The organism is Paraburkholderia phytofirmans PsJN (assembly GCF_000020125.1).
GTDB lineage: Bacteria > Pseudomonadota > Gammaproteobacteria > Burkholderiales > Burkholderiaceae > Paraburkholderia > Paraburkholderia phytofirmans.
The window spans coordinates 2662591-2676732 of record NC_010681.1 but is presented as its reverse complement, the minus strand read 5'-3'; the positions used below and the strand labels follow the sequence as shown (position 1 = coordinate 2676732).

General features: G+C 61.3%; 13 protein-coding genes. 2 read left to right on the top strand and 11 right to left on the bottom strand.

The genetic code is table 11. The features are described 5' to 3' along the window. Nucleotides 1-2: 2 nt before the first annotated feature. From BPHYT_RS11800 to BPHYT_RS11780, 5 genes are read right to left on the bottom strand one after another with little or no spacing between them, the layout of a single operon-like run. Nucleotides 3-1589 (bottom strand): solute symporter family protein, encoded by a 1587-nt coding sequence (locus BPHYT_RS11800; RefSeq protein WP_012433377.1) that lies wholly within the window; start codon nt 1587-1589, stop codon nt 3-5. After that, entirely contained in the window at nt 1582-1956 is a 375-nt protein-coding gene (locus BPHYT_RS11795) for a DUF485 domain-containing protein (protein ID WP_012433376.1), read from the bottom strand. The genes BPHYT_RS11800 and BPHYT_RS11795 overlap by 8 nt, the downstream gene beginning before the upstream one ends. 53 nt (nt 1957-2009) lie before the next feature. Next, complete coding sequence (gene fahA, locus BPHYT_RS11790; RefSeq protein WP_012433375.1) at nt 2010-3332, bottom strand: fumarylacetoacetase; 1323 nt, start codon at nt 3330-3332, stop codon at nt 2010-2012. Nucleotides 3333-3388: 56 nt separating this feature from the next. Next, entirely contained in the window at nt 3389-4618 is a 1230-nt protein-coding gene (locus BPHYT_RS11785) for a CaiB/BaiF CoA transferase family protein (RefSeq protein WP_012433374.1), read from the bottom strand. 2 nt (nt 4619-4620) lie between these two features. After that, nucleotides 4621-5391 carry an enoyl-CoA hydratase/isomerase family protein gene (locus tag BPHYT_RS11780; RefSeq protein WP_012433373.1) on the bottom strand — a complete coding sequence of 257 codons (771 nt, stop codon included), beginning with the start codon at nt 5389-5391 and terminating at the stop codon, nt 4621-4623. A gap of 122 nt (nt 5392-5513) precedes the next feature. Between BPHYT_RS11780 and BPHYT_RS11775 the strand changes: the two genes are divergently transcribed. Both BPHYT_RS11775 and BPHYT_RS11770 read left to right on the top strand, forming a co-directional pair. After that, nucleotides 5514-6776: an AraC family transcriptional regulator gene (locus BPHYT_RS11775; RefSeq protein WP_238535590.1), complete on the top strand. Its 1263-nt coding sequence runs from the start codon at nt 5514-5516 to the stop codon at nt 6774-6776. 134 nt (nt 6777-6910) lie between these two features. Continuing rightward, nucleotides 6911-7342 (top strand): hypothetical protein, encoded by a 432-nt coding sequence (locus tag BPHYT_RS11770; RefSeq protein WP_041758456.1) that lies wholly within the window; start codon nt 6911-6913, stop codon nt 7340-7342. A gap of 63 nt (nt 7343-7405) precedes the next feature. Here BPHYT_RS11770 and BPHYT_RS11765 read toward each other — a convergent pair whose 3' ends face one another. From BPHYT_RS11765 to BPHYT_RS11740, 6 genes are all read right to left on the bottom strand, one after another. Further along, a complete protein-coding gene (locus BPHYT_RS11765) occupies nt 7406-8218 on the bottom strand; it encodes an ABC transporter permease (RefSeq protein ID WP_012433369.1) in 813 nt (270 codons plus the stop codon). 26 nt (nt 8219-8244) lie between these two features. Next, nucleotides 8245-9498 (bottom strand): ABC transporter permease, encoded by a 1254-nt coding sequence (locus tag BPHYT_RS11760; RefSeq protein ID WP_012433368.1) that lies wholly within the window; start codon nt 9496-9498, stop codon nt 8245-8247. Nucleotides 9499-9535: 37 nt separating this feature from the next. Continuing rightward, nucleotides 9536-10591 carry an ABC transporter substrate-binding protein gene (locus BPHYT_RS11755; protein ID WP_012433367.1) on the bottom strand — a complete coding sequence of 352 codons (1056 nt, stop codon included), beginning with the start codon at nt 10589-10591 and terminating at the stop codon, nt 9536-9538. Nucleotide 10592: 1 nt separating this feature from the next. Continuing rightward, nucleotides 10593-11774 carry an ABC transporter ATP-binding protein gene (locus BPHYT_RS11750; RefSeq protein ID WP_012433366.1) on the bottom strand — a complete coding sequence of 394 codons (1182 nt, stop codon included), beginning with the start codon at nt 11772-11774 and terminating at the stop codon, nt 10593-10595. Nucleotides 11775-11805: 31 nt separating this feature from the next. Then, nucleotides 11806-12969: an aromatic ring-hydroxylating oxygenase subunit alpha gene (locus BPHYT_RS11745; protein ID WP_012433365.1), complete on the bottom strand. Its 1164-nt coding sequence runs from the start codon at nt 12967-12969 to the stop codon at nt 11806-11808. A gap of 183 nt (nt 12970-13152) precedes the next feature. After that, entirely contained in the window at nt 13153-14079 is a 927-nt protein-coding gene (locus tag BPHYT_RS11740; RefSeq protein ID WP_012433364.1) for a LysR family transcriptional regulator, read from the bottom strand. Nucleotides 14080-14142 lie beyond the last annotated feature (63 nt).

The following is a 14142-nucleotide window of genomic DNA, read 5'->3' as shown; positions in this document are numbered from 1 at the left end:
CGTCAGTGTTCCGACGCGGCTTCCGCGCCAAGGCCGCTTAGCATTCGAAGTTGCTGGGCATCAAAGGAAGTGTCGGCGGCGTTCTGGCTTGTCGTGACCGATCCGATCCAGCCCGCGATAAAGCCCACCGGAATGCTGAACAGACCGGGATTCGAGAGCCAGAAAGGCGGGGTGGAATCCTTGAAGATGATGCCTTTCGCGCCAATCACGGCCGGCCCCAGCAGTACGAGTCCAATCGAGGAAAGGGTGCCGGCGAGCACCGCGGCTACAGCACCGCGATCCGTAAAACGCCGCCAGTACATCGAGAAGAGAATCACGGGCAGGTTTGCGCTTGCCGCAATGGCGAACGCGAGCCCCACGAGAAACGCGACATTGAACGTCTTGACGAGCAGCGCGAGTCCCATCGCGGCGATACCAAAGACTATCGTGGCGATCTTCGCGATCACGACCTGCCGGCGCTCCTTGTCGCGAGACGCCGAGAAGAGCTGGCCGAAGATGTCGTGGGAGATAGTCGAGGCCGAGGAAATCATGATGCCCGAGACAACCGCAAGGATCGTCGCGAAGGCAATGGCCGACACGCAGGCGAGAAGAAGTTCGCCGCCGGCAGACCCCGCACCGCCGCCGAGTGTCGTGGCGAGCAGCGTAATGGCGCTATTTCCTGAACTATGTGTGGCGAGAATTGCTGCAGGTCCCACGATTGCGGTGGCGGAAAATCCGAGCAAGATCATCATTACCGCAAAAGACGTCATCACGATCAGGCCAATTTTCGCGGACTTTCTCGCCGCGACGGCGGACGGCACCGTGTAAAATCGGGTCATGACGTGCGGCAGTCCTGCTGTGCCCAACGCCAGGGCGAGCGTGAGCGACAGCGTATCCAGCGGATCCTTGAAGTAGCCGCCCGGCACGAAGTACTGCGCCGGATGCAGCGACGAAAGGCGTGCCTTATTGAATAGCGCACCCACGTCGAAGGAAAAATGCGCGAGAGCGAGCAGCACGAGCACCGCGCCGGCAGTCCAGACGAGGACGGCTTTGACGATCTGCACGTAAGTCGCGGCCACCATTCCGCCGAACAGCACATACGCGATCATGAGTATGCCGATTAGCACGATCGCCGCGTTGGTGCCGATCGGCAATAGCAGACTGGCTAGTGCACCCCCGCCAACGAGTTGCGCGAGTAGATAGGCTAACGAAGTGATCAGCGAAGAGACCGATGTGGCTGCTCGCACGCCGCGGCTGCGCAAACGCAGTGCGACCACATCGGAGAGAGTGTATTTGCCGCAGTTTCTGACCGGTTCGGCGACAATCAGCATGATCATGATCCATCCGGCGATAAAGCCGACCTGATACACGATGCCGTCGAATCCGAACAGGGAAACGAGTCCCGTCACACCGAGAAACGAACCGGCGGACATAAAGTCCCCCGCCAGCGCGAGGCCATTCTGAAACGGCGACAGATTGCGTCCGGCCACGAAAAATCCGGAGGTTCCGCGCGATCGGCGAGCGCTCCATCCGGTGAGAACGAGGCTGAGTCCGATAAAGCCCACAAAGGCGATGATTCGGAGCCCGCCGTGACTGATCAGATTATTCATGGCGATCACCGTTCGAATGTGCAAACGCGCTGCGAAGCAACTCGGCCGCTTTCGGGTCGTAGACTCGCTCGGCCCATGCGCAGTAGGCCCAGAAGGTAGCGATCGTGAGCGCGAACTGAACGACTACCGCGAGCAGTCCAAGATTGAGCTCGCCGTAGACGGACAGGGACATCGCGCCAGGAAACTCCAGTACTGCAATCAACAGGCCGAAATAGATTCCCAGTGAGGTGTAAAGCAATGACCATACGAAGCGGTTGCGGAACTTGGCGAGCGCTCGCGTCTTCTCGTCGAGGGACAAGCGGGATAATCTGACTTTCGTCGCGTTTTGCCTCTCGAACTCCGCGTTGATTGATTCCATCGATTGCATGTCGGGTCTCCTCCGTGATGGTGTTTATGACAGACAGCTGAAGCGGCGAATCGCTAGCGCTTTGCCGGCAAAACTTCGCCGCGGCTCTCTCCGAATCCGATTCGTGCAAAGCCTGCTTTCTCACAGTAGCCGCGCAGAATAATGGCGTCGCCATCCTCCACGTAGCTGCGCTTTTCGCCGGTATTCAGCGTGACTGGTTCGCTGGCGTTGCGTGCAAGTTCCATCAGTGCGCCTGCTTCCGATTGCCCAGGACCTGAAATGGTGCCGCTGCCAAGCAGGTCTCCAGCACGCAGATTGCAGCCGCCCGCGGCGTGATGCGCGACCATCTGTGCGATGCTCCAGTACTGATGTCTGAAACTCGTGAGTGAGAGTTGCGCCGCCGGGAGATTCCCGGCTTGATGGCGAGAAGTCTCGATGCAGACTTCCAGTTGAATATCGATCGCGCCCGTCGTGCTATTGCGGTCGGAATCCAGATAAGGCAGCGGCTTGCCGTCCGTGTGCGGGCGGGGCAGGGGTAGCCTGAACGGCGCCAGCGCCTCCATGGTCACGATCCACGGCGAGATCGTGGTGGCAAAATTCTTGGCCAGAAACGGCCCTAGCGGCTGCATTTCCCACGCTTGAATATCGCGAGCGGACCAGTCGTTGAGCAGGCATAGCCCGAATACATGACTGTCGGCCTGATCCAGAGCGATCGGCTCGCCGGCGGCATTGCCCTGCCCAATGTAGATGCCGAGTTCGAGTTCGTAGTCCAGCTTGCGCGAGGGCGAGAAGATGGGTGCATCTTCGCCTGGAAGCATGATTTGACCCGCTGGGCGCCGGAACCGCTGACCACTGAGCCCGATGCTAGAAACCCGGCCGTGGTACGCAATGGGGATCGATTTGAAGTTGGCGCCCACGCCGCTCAGGCCAAGTAGCTTGCTGATGTTGGTCGCGTGATGAATCGACGTATAGAAATCCGTGTAATCGCCGATCTGCGCAGGCAGGCCGTATTCCACTTCCGATTGCGGGATCAGACATGCCTCGAGCGCCGCGCGATCGTCCGAAGGGGCTCGCTCGTGAAGCGCTGCAAATAGCGCGTGTCGTACAGCGCGCCATGCGGACGGACCCATCGAGAAGAACTCGTTGAGCACGGGCTGAGCGCACACCCGCGCGCCCTCGCCAGCGATTCCATTGAGACCGGCACGAGACGCCCAGGCCGCGATGTCGATCACCTGGTCGCCGATCGCGACCGCACCGCGGAACGCCTCGTCGGAATGCCTTCTGCGGAAAACCGAAAACGGTAAGTTCTGGATTGGAAAGTCACATGTCGGCGCATTGGCGGACTCGACCCAACTGCGCGCAGCGGGATCATGCGTTTGGTTCAGTATGTGTTGCATGTTCGTCTCGATTCATTCGGTTAAAGCGCGAGCCGCTCGCATAATGGCAACGACGTTCAGTCGAATGGACGCGTGGGGCTGTGCCTGCTGAGAAGAATTCCGCGCTCCTGCAAATCACGAATGAACGCCGCGCTGAGCTTGCGTTCGGAGAGCACCTCGGCGTTATGCTCGCCCTGGAAAGCGGGGCTGCCCGGCTGCGGCAACTCAGACTCGCTGAAATGCCACGGCGCGCCGGGCATGCGTGTCGTGCCGCCTGATCTGTCGTCGACATCCACTAGCGCACCCCATTCCTGCACCCACTCGGAATCGGCGAACTCGTTGACGCTCCGGACCACGCCGATAGCCAATCCCGCTTCGCTGACCTGCGTCTGGAGCTGATCAAGATCGTTGAACGTGAGAAGCCAGGCGCGCACTTCGGCCAGCAGATCAGCAATGTTCTGCCGCCGCAAAAGCGCCGTGCCGAAGCGGGGATCGCCCAGCAAATCGTTGCGGCGCATCATCGCGCAGTAGCGCGAAAACATCGGCGTGTAGATCGGGCTGCCTGCTATGGTGAGTTGGCGTCCGTCGGGCAAATCGAAGATGTGCGAATCGGGTGCCGAGAGAATGATTGGTTCGCCATCCGTATCGATTTCCGAGAGTTGTGCGCCCACGCGTTCGTTCACCGATAGCATGGTGGCCGCCATCGAGACGTCGACGTGTTGCCCCTCGCCGGTACGCGCACGATGCTGAAGAGCGGCCAGAATACCGATCACGCCATGAAGGCCGGTGTACATGTCGGCGTGGCTGCATGCGTCGTTGCGGACTTCGGTAAGCGCAGCGCCGAAATGGTGCTGGACGATGTCGGTCAGTCCCGACTCGGCTTGCACGGTTGGCGCGAACGCGGGACGATTGCGCCATGAGGTCGATTGTCCGTAGCCGCTCAAAGACGCGTAGATCACAGACGGGTTGAAAGCGCGCACCTGTTCATAGCCGAGTCCAAACCGGTCCAACGTGCCGGGGCGAAAGTTCTCGACGATGATGTCCGCGTCCCGGCACATGTCGACCATGATCGCGCGTGCCTCGGGGAAGTTGAGATCAAGGCTCACGTTGCGCTTGCCGGCGTTCTGCTGCACGTAATACAGCGACATGTCGCCGATATGCGGCATGCTCACGCGGCCGATATCGCCGGAGGGTGGCTCGATCTTCGTCACGGTGGCGCCGAGATCGAGGAGCGTTTTGGTGCAATGCGGTCCGGCCAGCACTCGCGTGAAATCGATCACGCGAATACCTTCGAGCGGTGCGGACATGATCAATCTCCCTTGAATTCGGCGGTGGCGGGCCCGGTCGAAAAGAACGAAGCGAAACCGCGTTCGCGATCGCCCGTCTGCCAGATCATGTTGTTGAGGTTGATCTGTTCCAGGTCGGCGCTGCGCACGCCGCCGTTCGCAGCAAGGTTTGCCTGCTGCTTGATGCCGTGGAGAACTTTGGTGGGGCCCGCGGCCAGTTGCCGGGCGAACGACATGGCGGCGGCCTGGAGCTCGGTTTCGGGCACGACGTGATTGATGATTCCCCAGCGCTCGAATGCTTCCGCTGCGTGCCGCCGTCCGATCAGCGCGATTTCCTTGGCGCGCACAACGCCCGCTCTCTGTACGAGCCGTTGCGTGCCGCCGAGCAGGGGAATCAGACCAACGATGTTCTCGACCTGGCCGAAGTACGCCGTGTCCGCAGCGACGATCATGTCGCACGTGAGCGCGAGTTCGAGGCCGCCGCCGAGCGCGGCGCCGTGAACGGCGGCGAGTGTCGGCACCGGCGCGTTTTCCAGCACGTCGAGAAACTCGAGGAATTGATCGGCGTTATGCTGGATTGCCGTTTTGCCATCGGTAAATGAGCTCATTTCCGCGCCGGCAGAAAAGTGCCGCATCTCGCTCTTGAGCAGGATCGCGCGCGCGCCATCGGCGAGCACGCCGCGATACGCGGCGAGCAGATCCGCGATCATCGCGTCGTCGATCAGGTTGTGCGGCGGCTTGGCTAACGAAACGATTCCGACGGCGCCGTCCATTTCAATCTTTATTGTGGTCATGGTTCTCTCTGCAATGTGCGATAGGCGAAGCAAAGCCCGCTGGCTTCAGGCAGTGTGTTGCGTCGCGGCGTGGACGGGACCGATCGCGCCATCCACGATTGCAAGACGCGCGCCGATCAGGGTTGTCACTACTGTTGGGGTGGGTTGAATTGAGGGCTTCATGGCTTGTCTCCATCTGTTTTTCGGCATGCGCCGTTGATGGTTACTATCCCAGCGAGAGCATTGAGCGGCAACGTCCAACCCTGCCAATTGCCGTGTCAAACTGTGCCAAACGCGCGCGACGAAGATTGGAAAAATGTGCGAGCATGTTCGCAGTTGAAGCGAGACATACCGTGCGACCACCTAAAATCATCACGCCATTGCATCCGGATCTCGACGCGCCGACGCAGAGTCTTCTGGGCCTGGCCGCGCTCGCCGCCGAACTGGCCGCCGAGGGCGTGTCGGTCAATAAACTGTTCGCGAATACGGGCGTCCATCCGAACCAGTTGGAGGATTCGCAGGCGAGAATTTCGCATCGTCAGCGCCTCGCCATTTATCGGAACGCTCAACGGCTCGCAACAAGAGCCGATGTTGGCTTGCTTGCCGGTGCGCGTCAGAGGATCAGCGACTTCGGCATATATGGCTATGCCATGGTCAGCAGCACGACCTTTGGAGACGCCCTGAAATTCAGCGTCGAAAATGTCAGGATGGCCGGCGCGGTTTTGCAGATCAGCTATTCCACGGAGGGGAACACCGGCATTCTGCGCAGCCACGGGCTCGCATCGCTCGGCGACATGTTGCCGTTTGTCGCCGAATTCTGGCGAAGCTCGATGACCGTGTTATTCAGCCGCGTGCTGGAAGCGCCTTTTCCGTCGAAGCGCATGGTCATGGCATATCCGGCGCCGCCGCATTGGAGGAATTACGAAAGGATGTTTGACTGTCCCGTGGAGTTCGGCGCGGATACGATGGAATGGCATTTCGACGTGCATGTACTAGACCGTCCGTGTCCAAATGCGAATCCAATTACCGCGCAAATCTGCCAGCAATTGTGTGATCGCATTCTCGAAGAACGCGACGGCATTCCAGAACTTCCGCGCCAGATTCGCATGGCCTGCCTGAACGCACCGGGCGTGTTCCCATCCGCCGAGAAGATGGCCGCCCAACTCGGTATGTCGCTGCGAACTTTGCATCGACGTCTGGCCGACGACAACTACTCGTATCAAACCTTGCTGAACGATGTGCGCCGGCAGCTCGCCATCGAATTTCTCGAGAACACGCGGCTTCCTATCGATCAGGTTGCCGAACGCATTGGATTTTCGGACGCGGCGAGCTTTCGCCGGTCATTCAGGAAGTGGACTGGAAACTCGCCCAGTCTTTATCGGAAGGGAATGGACAAGGATGGGTGACAGGAGTTGCGCGCCGATTACCCGGTCCAATTGCAGACCTTAAACGTGTCGGTCAGAATTGGCGTCGATGTTCCCACGCTACGATTGCAAGTCGCACTCCGCAGTCGGAGCCGCCCTTGGATCCAAAAGACAACATGAGACGACTATTTCTCGCTTCGCTCGCAGCCATCTCCTTCGTGACCTCTGTTCAGGCACAGAGCAACGCGCCTGGCCCGCTCGCCACGCCTTCGGGCGCACTGGAATTCGTGCGCGCCGACCGCGAATTCGTGGGGATGCTCGATAAGGAAGTATTCGATCGCTTCGCTGCGAATTCGCTCACGCATTTTGACGAGGCCGGTAGCGCAAGCGACACCGTCACGCGCACGCTCGTGCAGACTGATGCCGGTCCGGTGCTGTACGACTTTCGCCGTCGTCCGGCACTTGTGCAGCGCTCGGGTCAGCGCATGACGGTCAAGCGCGTGTTCTGGCAAGGCGATGAAGTCGTGATGCAAAGCTCGCAAGGCTGGTTCAGATTCAAAGGCGGCGTGCTGACGAAGCTGCAGTCGTCCAAGACGATTTACCATTGATTGCGCAGGCGGCTTGTGCCCACGACGGCGACAGCTATCGAGAGGCAGCACGACCCGTTTTCGTTAGTGCCGTACCCGGCTCCCATGCAGCCAGTTGATGCTCGCGAAGAGCAGCACGGCGAACACGATCAGCATCGTCGCCACGGCGAGGATCGAAGGATCGATCGAGTCGCGAATTCCGCTCCACATCTGCCGCGGCACTGTTCTTTGATCCGGGCCGCCAATGAATAGAATGACAATGACTTCGTCGAACGAGGTCGCGAAAGCGAAGACGCTGCCGGTCGCAACCGCTGGTGTGATGAGCGGTAAGGTCACGCGCCTGAATGTGATCCAGGGCGTCGCTCCGAGTCCGGAAGCGGCGCGCAGCAGGCTCTGATCGAACGAAAGCAGCGACGCCGTCACGGTGATCACGACGAACGGCGTGCCGAGTGCAGCATGCGCGAGCACCACGCCGGGGTACGAGTTCACCAGACCGAGCGGCGCGAAGATCAGATAGAAGCCCGCGGCCACGACCACAATCGGCACGATCATCGGCGAGATGAGGATCGGCATGATCAGCGAGCGTAGCGGAAATTGCGTGCGCGAAATGCCTAGGGCGGCCAGCGTGCCGAGACACGTGGCGATCAGCGTCGACGCCGCGCCGATGCCAATGCTGTTCAGCAGCGATCGCTGCCAGTCCGGGCTCGTGAGCGCCTGCTCATACCAGCGCAGCGAAAATCCTTGCAACGGGTAGGAGAAGTAGGAACCCGAATTGAACGAGAGCGGGATGATCGCGAGAATCGGCGCGATCAGGAAGAACAGCACAAGCGCTGTATGCAGCCGTACCCAGCGCGCGGCGACGCGTTCCGTCAGCACCTTGTTGCGTTGTTCTTGCATGTCGTTCCCTGGTCGTGTCAGCGTGTTTAACCGAAGCGTAAGCGGTCGATGCCGACGATACGGTTGAACAGGAAATAGAAAATCGCCGTGAAGATCACGAGATAGGCCGAGAGCGCACCGGCGAGGCCCCAGTTGAGTTGCGTGTTGGTCTGAATGGCAATGAGCTGGCTGATCATCTCGTCACCGGCGCCGCCGAGCAGCGCGGGTGTGATGTAGTAGCCGAGCGCGAGCACGAACACGAGAAAGCAGCCCGCTCCCACGCCGGGCAGCGTCTGCGGAATGTAGATCCGCACGAACGCGGTGAACGGGTGAGCGCCGAGCGATTGCGCGGCGCGCACGTACACGGGCGATACGCTTTTCATCACCGAATAGATCGCGAGAATCATGTACGGCAGGAGCACATGCGTCATGCCGATGAGCACGCCCGCGCGGTTGAAGACGAGCGGTAGTGGATGGGTGGTGAGACCGAGACCCATCAGCAGGCTGTTGATGACGCCGCCTGGTTGCAGCAGAACGTACCATGCGGTCGTGCGCACGAGCAGCGAGGTCCAGAACGGTACGATCACGAATAGCATCAGACGGTTGCTGCTTTTCGCGGGCAGGTTCGCGAGCAGCCACGCGACCGGATAGCCGAGCACGAGGCACAGCAGCGTGACCGTGGCGCTGATCGAGATCGTGCGCGCGAACGCCTGCCGGTAGATCGACGCGTCGTCCGGCACGAACGCGACGGCGCCTTGCGGTGTCACATGTGCATCGACGGCCGCGAGCAGATAGTCGGGTGTCGGCGACGAGGCGGCACGCTTGAGCAAGCGCCAGATTTCCGGTGAATCCCAGCGCGGGTCGAGCTCGATGAGCGCCGGTTTCCATGCGGGCGGCGCGTTGGCGGGCAACTGGCGCGCGGTGCGCATCAGCAGGCTGCGGAACTCGGCCTGATCGAAGTTCAGCCGCCTCGCGACCGTGCCAAGCTGGCCGCTCTGCTGCGCCTCCCTGAGTCCGGCGGCGAGCAGGGCGAACATATGCTCGTCCGGAACGCCGCGCCCGTCCCAGGCATCGAGCGTACGCGTGAGCGCGGGCATGCTGTCGGGCACTTCGTGGTTCTGTACGCTGCGCGCGAGCAGGAGCGCGATCGGCGCGATGAACGTCGACAGCAGAAATACGATCAGCGGCAGCGCGAGCAGCAGCGCCTGCACCGATGCGCGGCGGCGCGCCTTTTCAAACGACGCGCGGCCGTCGGCTCTCGTCGGAGAGCCCGGGGCCGTGGCGCGGGCCGAAGCGGGCATGTGAGTAGTCAAGTCGGGCTCTCGTCGGACGGTGGTGTTACTGCGTCAGCCACACCTGGAAGCGCTTGTTGATCTGGTCCGCGTTGTCGGCCCAGAAATTCGCGTTGATCTGCAAGGCGCGCTTGAAGTTGTCGGGCGCGGTCGGCAGATCGGCGAGGCGCTGCTTGTCGATCAGCGCGATCGCGTCCTTGCGCGGCGGCGCGTAGGCGATGTACTTCGACAGATCCGCATACGCCTTCGGCTGCGAAGCGGAGGCGATGAACTTCGCGGCGGCATCGGCGTGCTTCGCGCCCGTCGGAACGGCCCACCAGTCGAAGTCGTAGACCTGCGCGTCCCACACGGTCTTGAACGGCTTGTTGTCCTTCTTCGCGGCGCCGGAAATGCGGCCGTTGTAGGCCTGCGTCATCACGACCGCGCCGTCAGCGAGCAACTGCGGCGCCTGCGCACCCGACTCCCACCACACGATGTTCGGTTTGATCGTGTCCAGCTTCTTGAACGCGCGATCCACGCCGGCAGGTGTTCCAAGTACTTTGTAGACATCCTTGGGATCGACGCCATCCGCAATCAGCGCCCATTCCATCGTGACCTTCGGCGATTTGCGCAAGCCGCGCTTGCCCGGGAATTTCTGCAGATCGAAGAAGTCGTTGACGGTGGTCGGGGCGCTCTTGAGCTTGCTCGCGTCGTACGCGTAGATCGTCGACCAGACCATGCTCGCCACCGCGCAATCGCTGATCGTGCCGGGAATGAAGTCGCTCGTCTTGCCGATCGTCTTCTTGTCGAACTTCTGCAGGAGGCCTTCGTCGCAGGCGGTGATCGCGTCGTTTGTTTCGAGGTCGATCAGATCCCACGTGGTGTTCTTCGCCTGCTCCATCGCGGAAAGTTTCGCGAGGCCGCCGTCATACGATTCCGTCGAGAAGCCGATGCCGGTGGCCTGGGTGAACGGTTCGAAATAAGCCTTCTTTGCCGCCGCTTCGTATGCACCGCCGAAGGTCACGACGGAAAGCGTCTCCGCTGCCTGGGTGGTCACGGTGGTCAAAGCGGCTGCGGCTAGTATTGCGAGTGCGACGTTTTGTGTTTTGACGAGAGTGCGCATTTTAGTTGGCTCCTGCAGGTGCGGTCGTGATGATGGAGGGTGAGAGCGGGGTGGATGCGGGGATCACGGGCGCGCTGCGCGGCACGCTCATCGCGAGAATCTTGCAGTCGTCGTGGCGCCATGCGATTTCGATCTCGCTGCCGGGCGAAGGCAGCGCATGGCGCTGCGTATTGGGCACTTTCACGACAAAGGAATCGCGTGAACCGAGCGCGAGGTGCACGCGGTGATGATCGCCGCAATACACCAGTTCCTGGACATGTGCGCGCACCACGTTGCTGTGTTCGTCGGCTTGCGTGCCTTCGGCGCTCGGGATATGCGCGCGCTCGGGGCGCAGCGCGAGCATCGCTTCGTCGCCCGCGCGCAGGCCGGGTTCGCTGCGCCCGCGAATGACGCTGCCGTCCGACAACGCGAGCGTTGCCCAGTCCTCGCCCACACTGACCACGCGGCCAGTCAAGCCGTTGTTCTCGCCGACGAAGTTCGCGACGAAGGCGTTCTGCGCGTTCTCGTACAGTTCGGTCGGTGTGGCGGCCTGCTGAATCCGGCCGTCGGAAAAAACGGCGACGCGGTCCGACATGGTCAGCGCTTCGGCCTGATCGTGCGTCACGTACACGATCGTGAGCGACAACTCGCGATGCAAACGCATGATTTCGTATTGCATGGTTTCGCGCAGGCGCTTGTCGAGTGCGCCGAGCGGTTCGTCCATCAGCACGACGCTCGGCTCGAACACGAGCGCGCGTGCGAGCGCCACGCGCTGCTGCTGTCCGCCGGAAAGTTGCGCGGGACGCCGGTTCGCCAGATGCGGCAGTTCGATCATTTCGAGCGCGCGCTGCACGCGCTTTTTCTGCTCGGCACGGCTCACGCGCCGCACGGAAAGCGGAAACGCTACGTTCTCCGCAATTGTCAAATGTGGAAAGAGCGCGTAGTTCTGAAACACCATGCCGATGTCACGCTGATGCGGCGGTTTGTCGTCGAGCCGGCGGCCGTCGAGGCGAATCTCGCCGTGCGTGGGCGATTCGAATCCGGCGAGCATCATGAGCGTGGTCGTTTTGCCGGAGCCGGACGGGCCGAGCAGCGACAGGAATTCTCCCTTGCGCACGTCGAGGTTCAAGTCGTCGACGACGTATTGGGCGCCGTCGTACGATTTGCTCACGCCCGAGAACGAAATGAAGGAAGGGTTTGACATCGTGTAGCGTCCTGTCGATGGTGCGTCGTAATCAATGCGTGCCGGTCTGCGCCGCGCCGATCTTGCCGGCGATATAGCGCGCGAAGTCATAGTTGGGACGCTCGAGCGGGCTCAGGTGACCGGGCTTTGCGAGCGGCGCATGCACGCCGCGAAACACGGCTTCCACGCCACGTTTGTCTTCGGCGTTCACTTCGTCGAGCAGCTTCTTCAGCGTCGTCATATGGGCGTTGGCCTCGGGATCGGCGATGAACTCCGGTGCAAGGCCGCCGCCGAAGCGGATATGCACGTGCTCCACGCCTTGCGGCTGCAGCACGAGATACCAGAAGTAACCCGGCGTGAGCGTGACGAGATGCGTGGGGTAGATCGCGAGCAGCGCCGTAGTCTTGCGCCAGTGTCCCGCGAGGCGCGTGTTCTCCGGATGCGCGTTGCCGATGGGCAAGGACGCTTCCTTGGTGATCCAGTGGTAATTGAAGGCGGGATAGCCGGGCGGGCATTCCATTTCTTCGAGCCGCGAATGCGGTCCTACCGTCGCGCGATGCAGCATGGGCAGGTGATAGCTTTCCATGAAGTTTTCCGCGAGGATCTTCCAGTTCGTGTTCCACACGTGCTCTTCATGGAAGGTCTCGACGTAGTCCGACATGCCGTATGCGCCGATCAGCGCGCTCAGTTCGGCGAGCTGCGTGCGAACGGGCGGCGCGTGTTCGTCGAGCGTCACGTAGATCCAGCCTTGCCATTCTTCACAGCGCACGTTGGGCAACCGATAGCTTTCCTTGCAGAAGCTCTCCTGCCGATCCATGAGTGGTGCGCCTTGCAGCGCGCCGTCCAGCGAATAGTTCCAGGCGTGATAGGGGCAGACGATTCGACGCACGTTGCCGCGTCCTTCGAGCAGCACCGACATGCGATGCAGGCACACGTTCGACATCGCCTTGAGTTGCATCTGTTCGTCGCGCAATACGACGACAGGTTGCGCGCCGATGCGCGCCGTCATGTAATCGCCAGGCACCTTGAGCGCACTGGCGCGGCCGACGCATTGCCATTCACGCTCGAATATGCCGCGCTCTTCCAGTGTGAGGAATTCGGGCGATGTGTAGACACCGGGCGGCATCGCATGCGCATCGCCGAATGGCCGTTCACAACCCGCTTGCAGTTCGTCGACAAGTGCTTGCACTGCGATCGTGCTTGCCGGGCTGGCCATGGTGTCCCCCTTGATTCGTCACGGTGAGAGCGCGTCAACGCGAGGCTTGTACGGCGTGGCGCTCAACATGGACACCAATCTATCAAGCCAAATTGCAAGCCAAAATATTGTTTTCAGATACAAAGCAAAGCTTTTGCCTATGCAGCGTGTGCGCGCTTGGCGCAGACAATCGCGCCTTTCTCATCATGCGTCGAAATGCAGCCTCTGGATATAGGTCTCACAGAACGACGCGAAGCGATGCACCACCTGGCGCGGCTTCATGGTGCGCGATTGTGCGATGCCGAGCATCGTTGCATTGACGTTGTCTTTGAAACGCTTAATGACGAACTCTTCGCCATCCACGGTGCGATTCGATTTGAGCGGAAAGTTCAGCAGGCTATAGCCGAGACCGTTGGCCACCATGCCGCGCACGACCTCCGGCTGCGAGGAACGGAAGGCGGGCACGGGGCGGCTGCCTACCGCGTCGAAGAGTGCGGCGAAGTACTCGCGGCTGTGCGGCAGGTCGAGCATCACGTACGGCTCGGGCAGGAGGTCCGCGAGCGATACCTTGCGCGCGCGTGCCAGACGATGCGTTCTCGGCAGGATCGCATAAGGCGGCAGCGAGAGCAGCGGCGTGAACGCGATGTCTTCAGTCAGGTCGAGGCTGTAGGTGAGGGCAATGTCGAGCGAGCCGTCGTGCAGGCCGCGCAAGAGGCCGTCCTGATGCGCTTCCACCGTGCGAAACGAGATGCCCGCGTGCTCGTCGATGAATCGGCTAATGAGTCGCGGCATCAGCGGTGGCGCGAGCGAGACCATGCAGCCGAGTGTGATGGCGCCGGTCATGCCGCCGTCCATTTCTTTCGCGGTTGTCTGCAGCTCTTCCGCAAACTTCAGCAGATTGCGCGCTTGCCCGAGCAGATCGCGCCCGGCTTGCGTGAGCGACAGACCGCTCGCGTGATGCCGGATGAACAGCTGTACGCCGAACGACACTTCGAGATCCGCGAGCGCCGTCGAGATCGACGGCTGAGAGATGTGCAGGCGTTTCGCGGCGGCGGTGAAAGACAGTACTTCCGCAGTGACCACGAAATAGCGCAACTGGCGCAACGAGTAGCGCAACGGGTGACTCTCCATCGACGACGCTCCGTGTTTCAAGTCCTGTATTGCGCGGCATTGTGCAGCGGCCAAAAAGCCTTG

Bases quoted from the DNA above. Each gene is read 5' to 3' on its own strand.
- BPHYT_RS11800 (WP_012433377.1), bottom strand. From the start codon at position 1,589: ATGAATAATCTGATCAGTCACGGCGGGCTCCGAATCATCGCCTTTGTG.
- BPHYT_RS11795 (WP_012433376.1), bottom strand. From the start codon at position 1,956: ATGCAATCGATGGAATCAATCAACGCGGAGTTCGAGAGGCAAAACGCG.
- fahA (WP_012433375.1), bottom strand. From the start codon at position 3,332: ATGCAACACATACTGAACCAAACGCATGATCCCGCTGCGCGCAGTTGG.
- BPHYT_RS11785 (WP_012433374.1), bottom strand. From the start codon at position 4,618: ATGTCCGCACCGCTCGAAGGTATTCGCGTGATCGATTTCACGCGAGTG.
- BPHYT_RS11780 (WP_012433373.1), bottom strand. From the start codon at position 5,391: ATGACCACAATAAAGATTGAAATGGACGGCGCCGTCGGAATCGTTTCG.
- BPHYT_RS11770 (WP_041758456.1), top strand. From the start codon at position 6,911: ATGAGACGACTATTTCTCGCTTCGCTCGCAGCCATCTCCTTCGTGACC.
- BPHYT_RS11765 (WP_012433369.1), bottom strand. From the start codon at position 8,218: ATGCAAGAACAACGCAACAAGGTGCTGACGGAACGCGTCGCCGCGCGC.
- BPHYT_RS11760 (WP_012433368.1), bottom strand. From the start codon at position 9,498: ATGCCCGCTTCGGCCCGCGCCACGGCCCCGGGCTCTCCGACGAGAGCC.
- BPHYT_RS11755 (WP_012433367.1), bottom strand. From the start codon at position 10,591: ATGCGCACTCTCGTCAAAACACAAAACGTCGCACTCGCAATACTAGCC.
- BPHYT_RS11750 (WP_012433366.1), bottom strand. From the start codon at position 11,774: ATGTCAAACCCTTCCTTCATTTCGTTCTCGGGCGTGAGCAAATCGTAC.
- BPHYT_RS11745 (WP_012433365.1), bottom strand. From the start codon at position 12,969: ATGGCCAGCCCGGCAAGCACGATCGCAGTGCAAGCACTTGTCGACGAA.
- BPHYT_RS11740 (WP_012433364.1), bottom strand. From the start codon at position 14,079: ATGGAGAGTCACCCGTTGCGCTACTCGTTGCGCCAGTTGCGCTATTTC.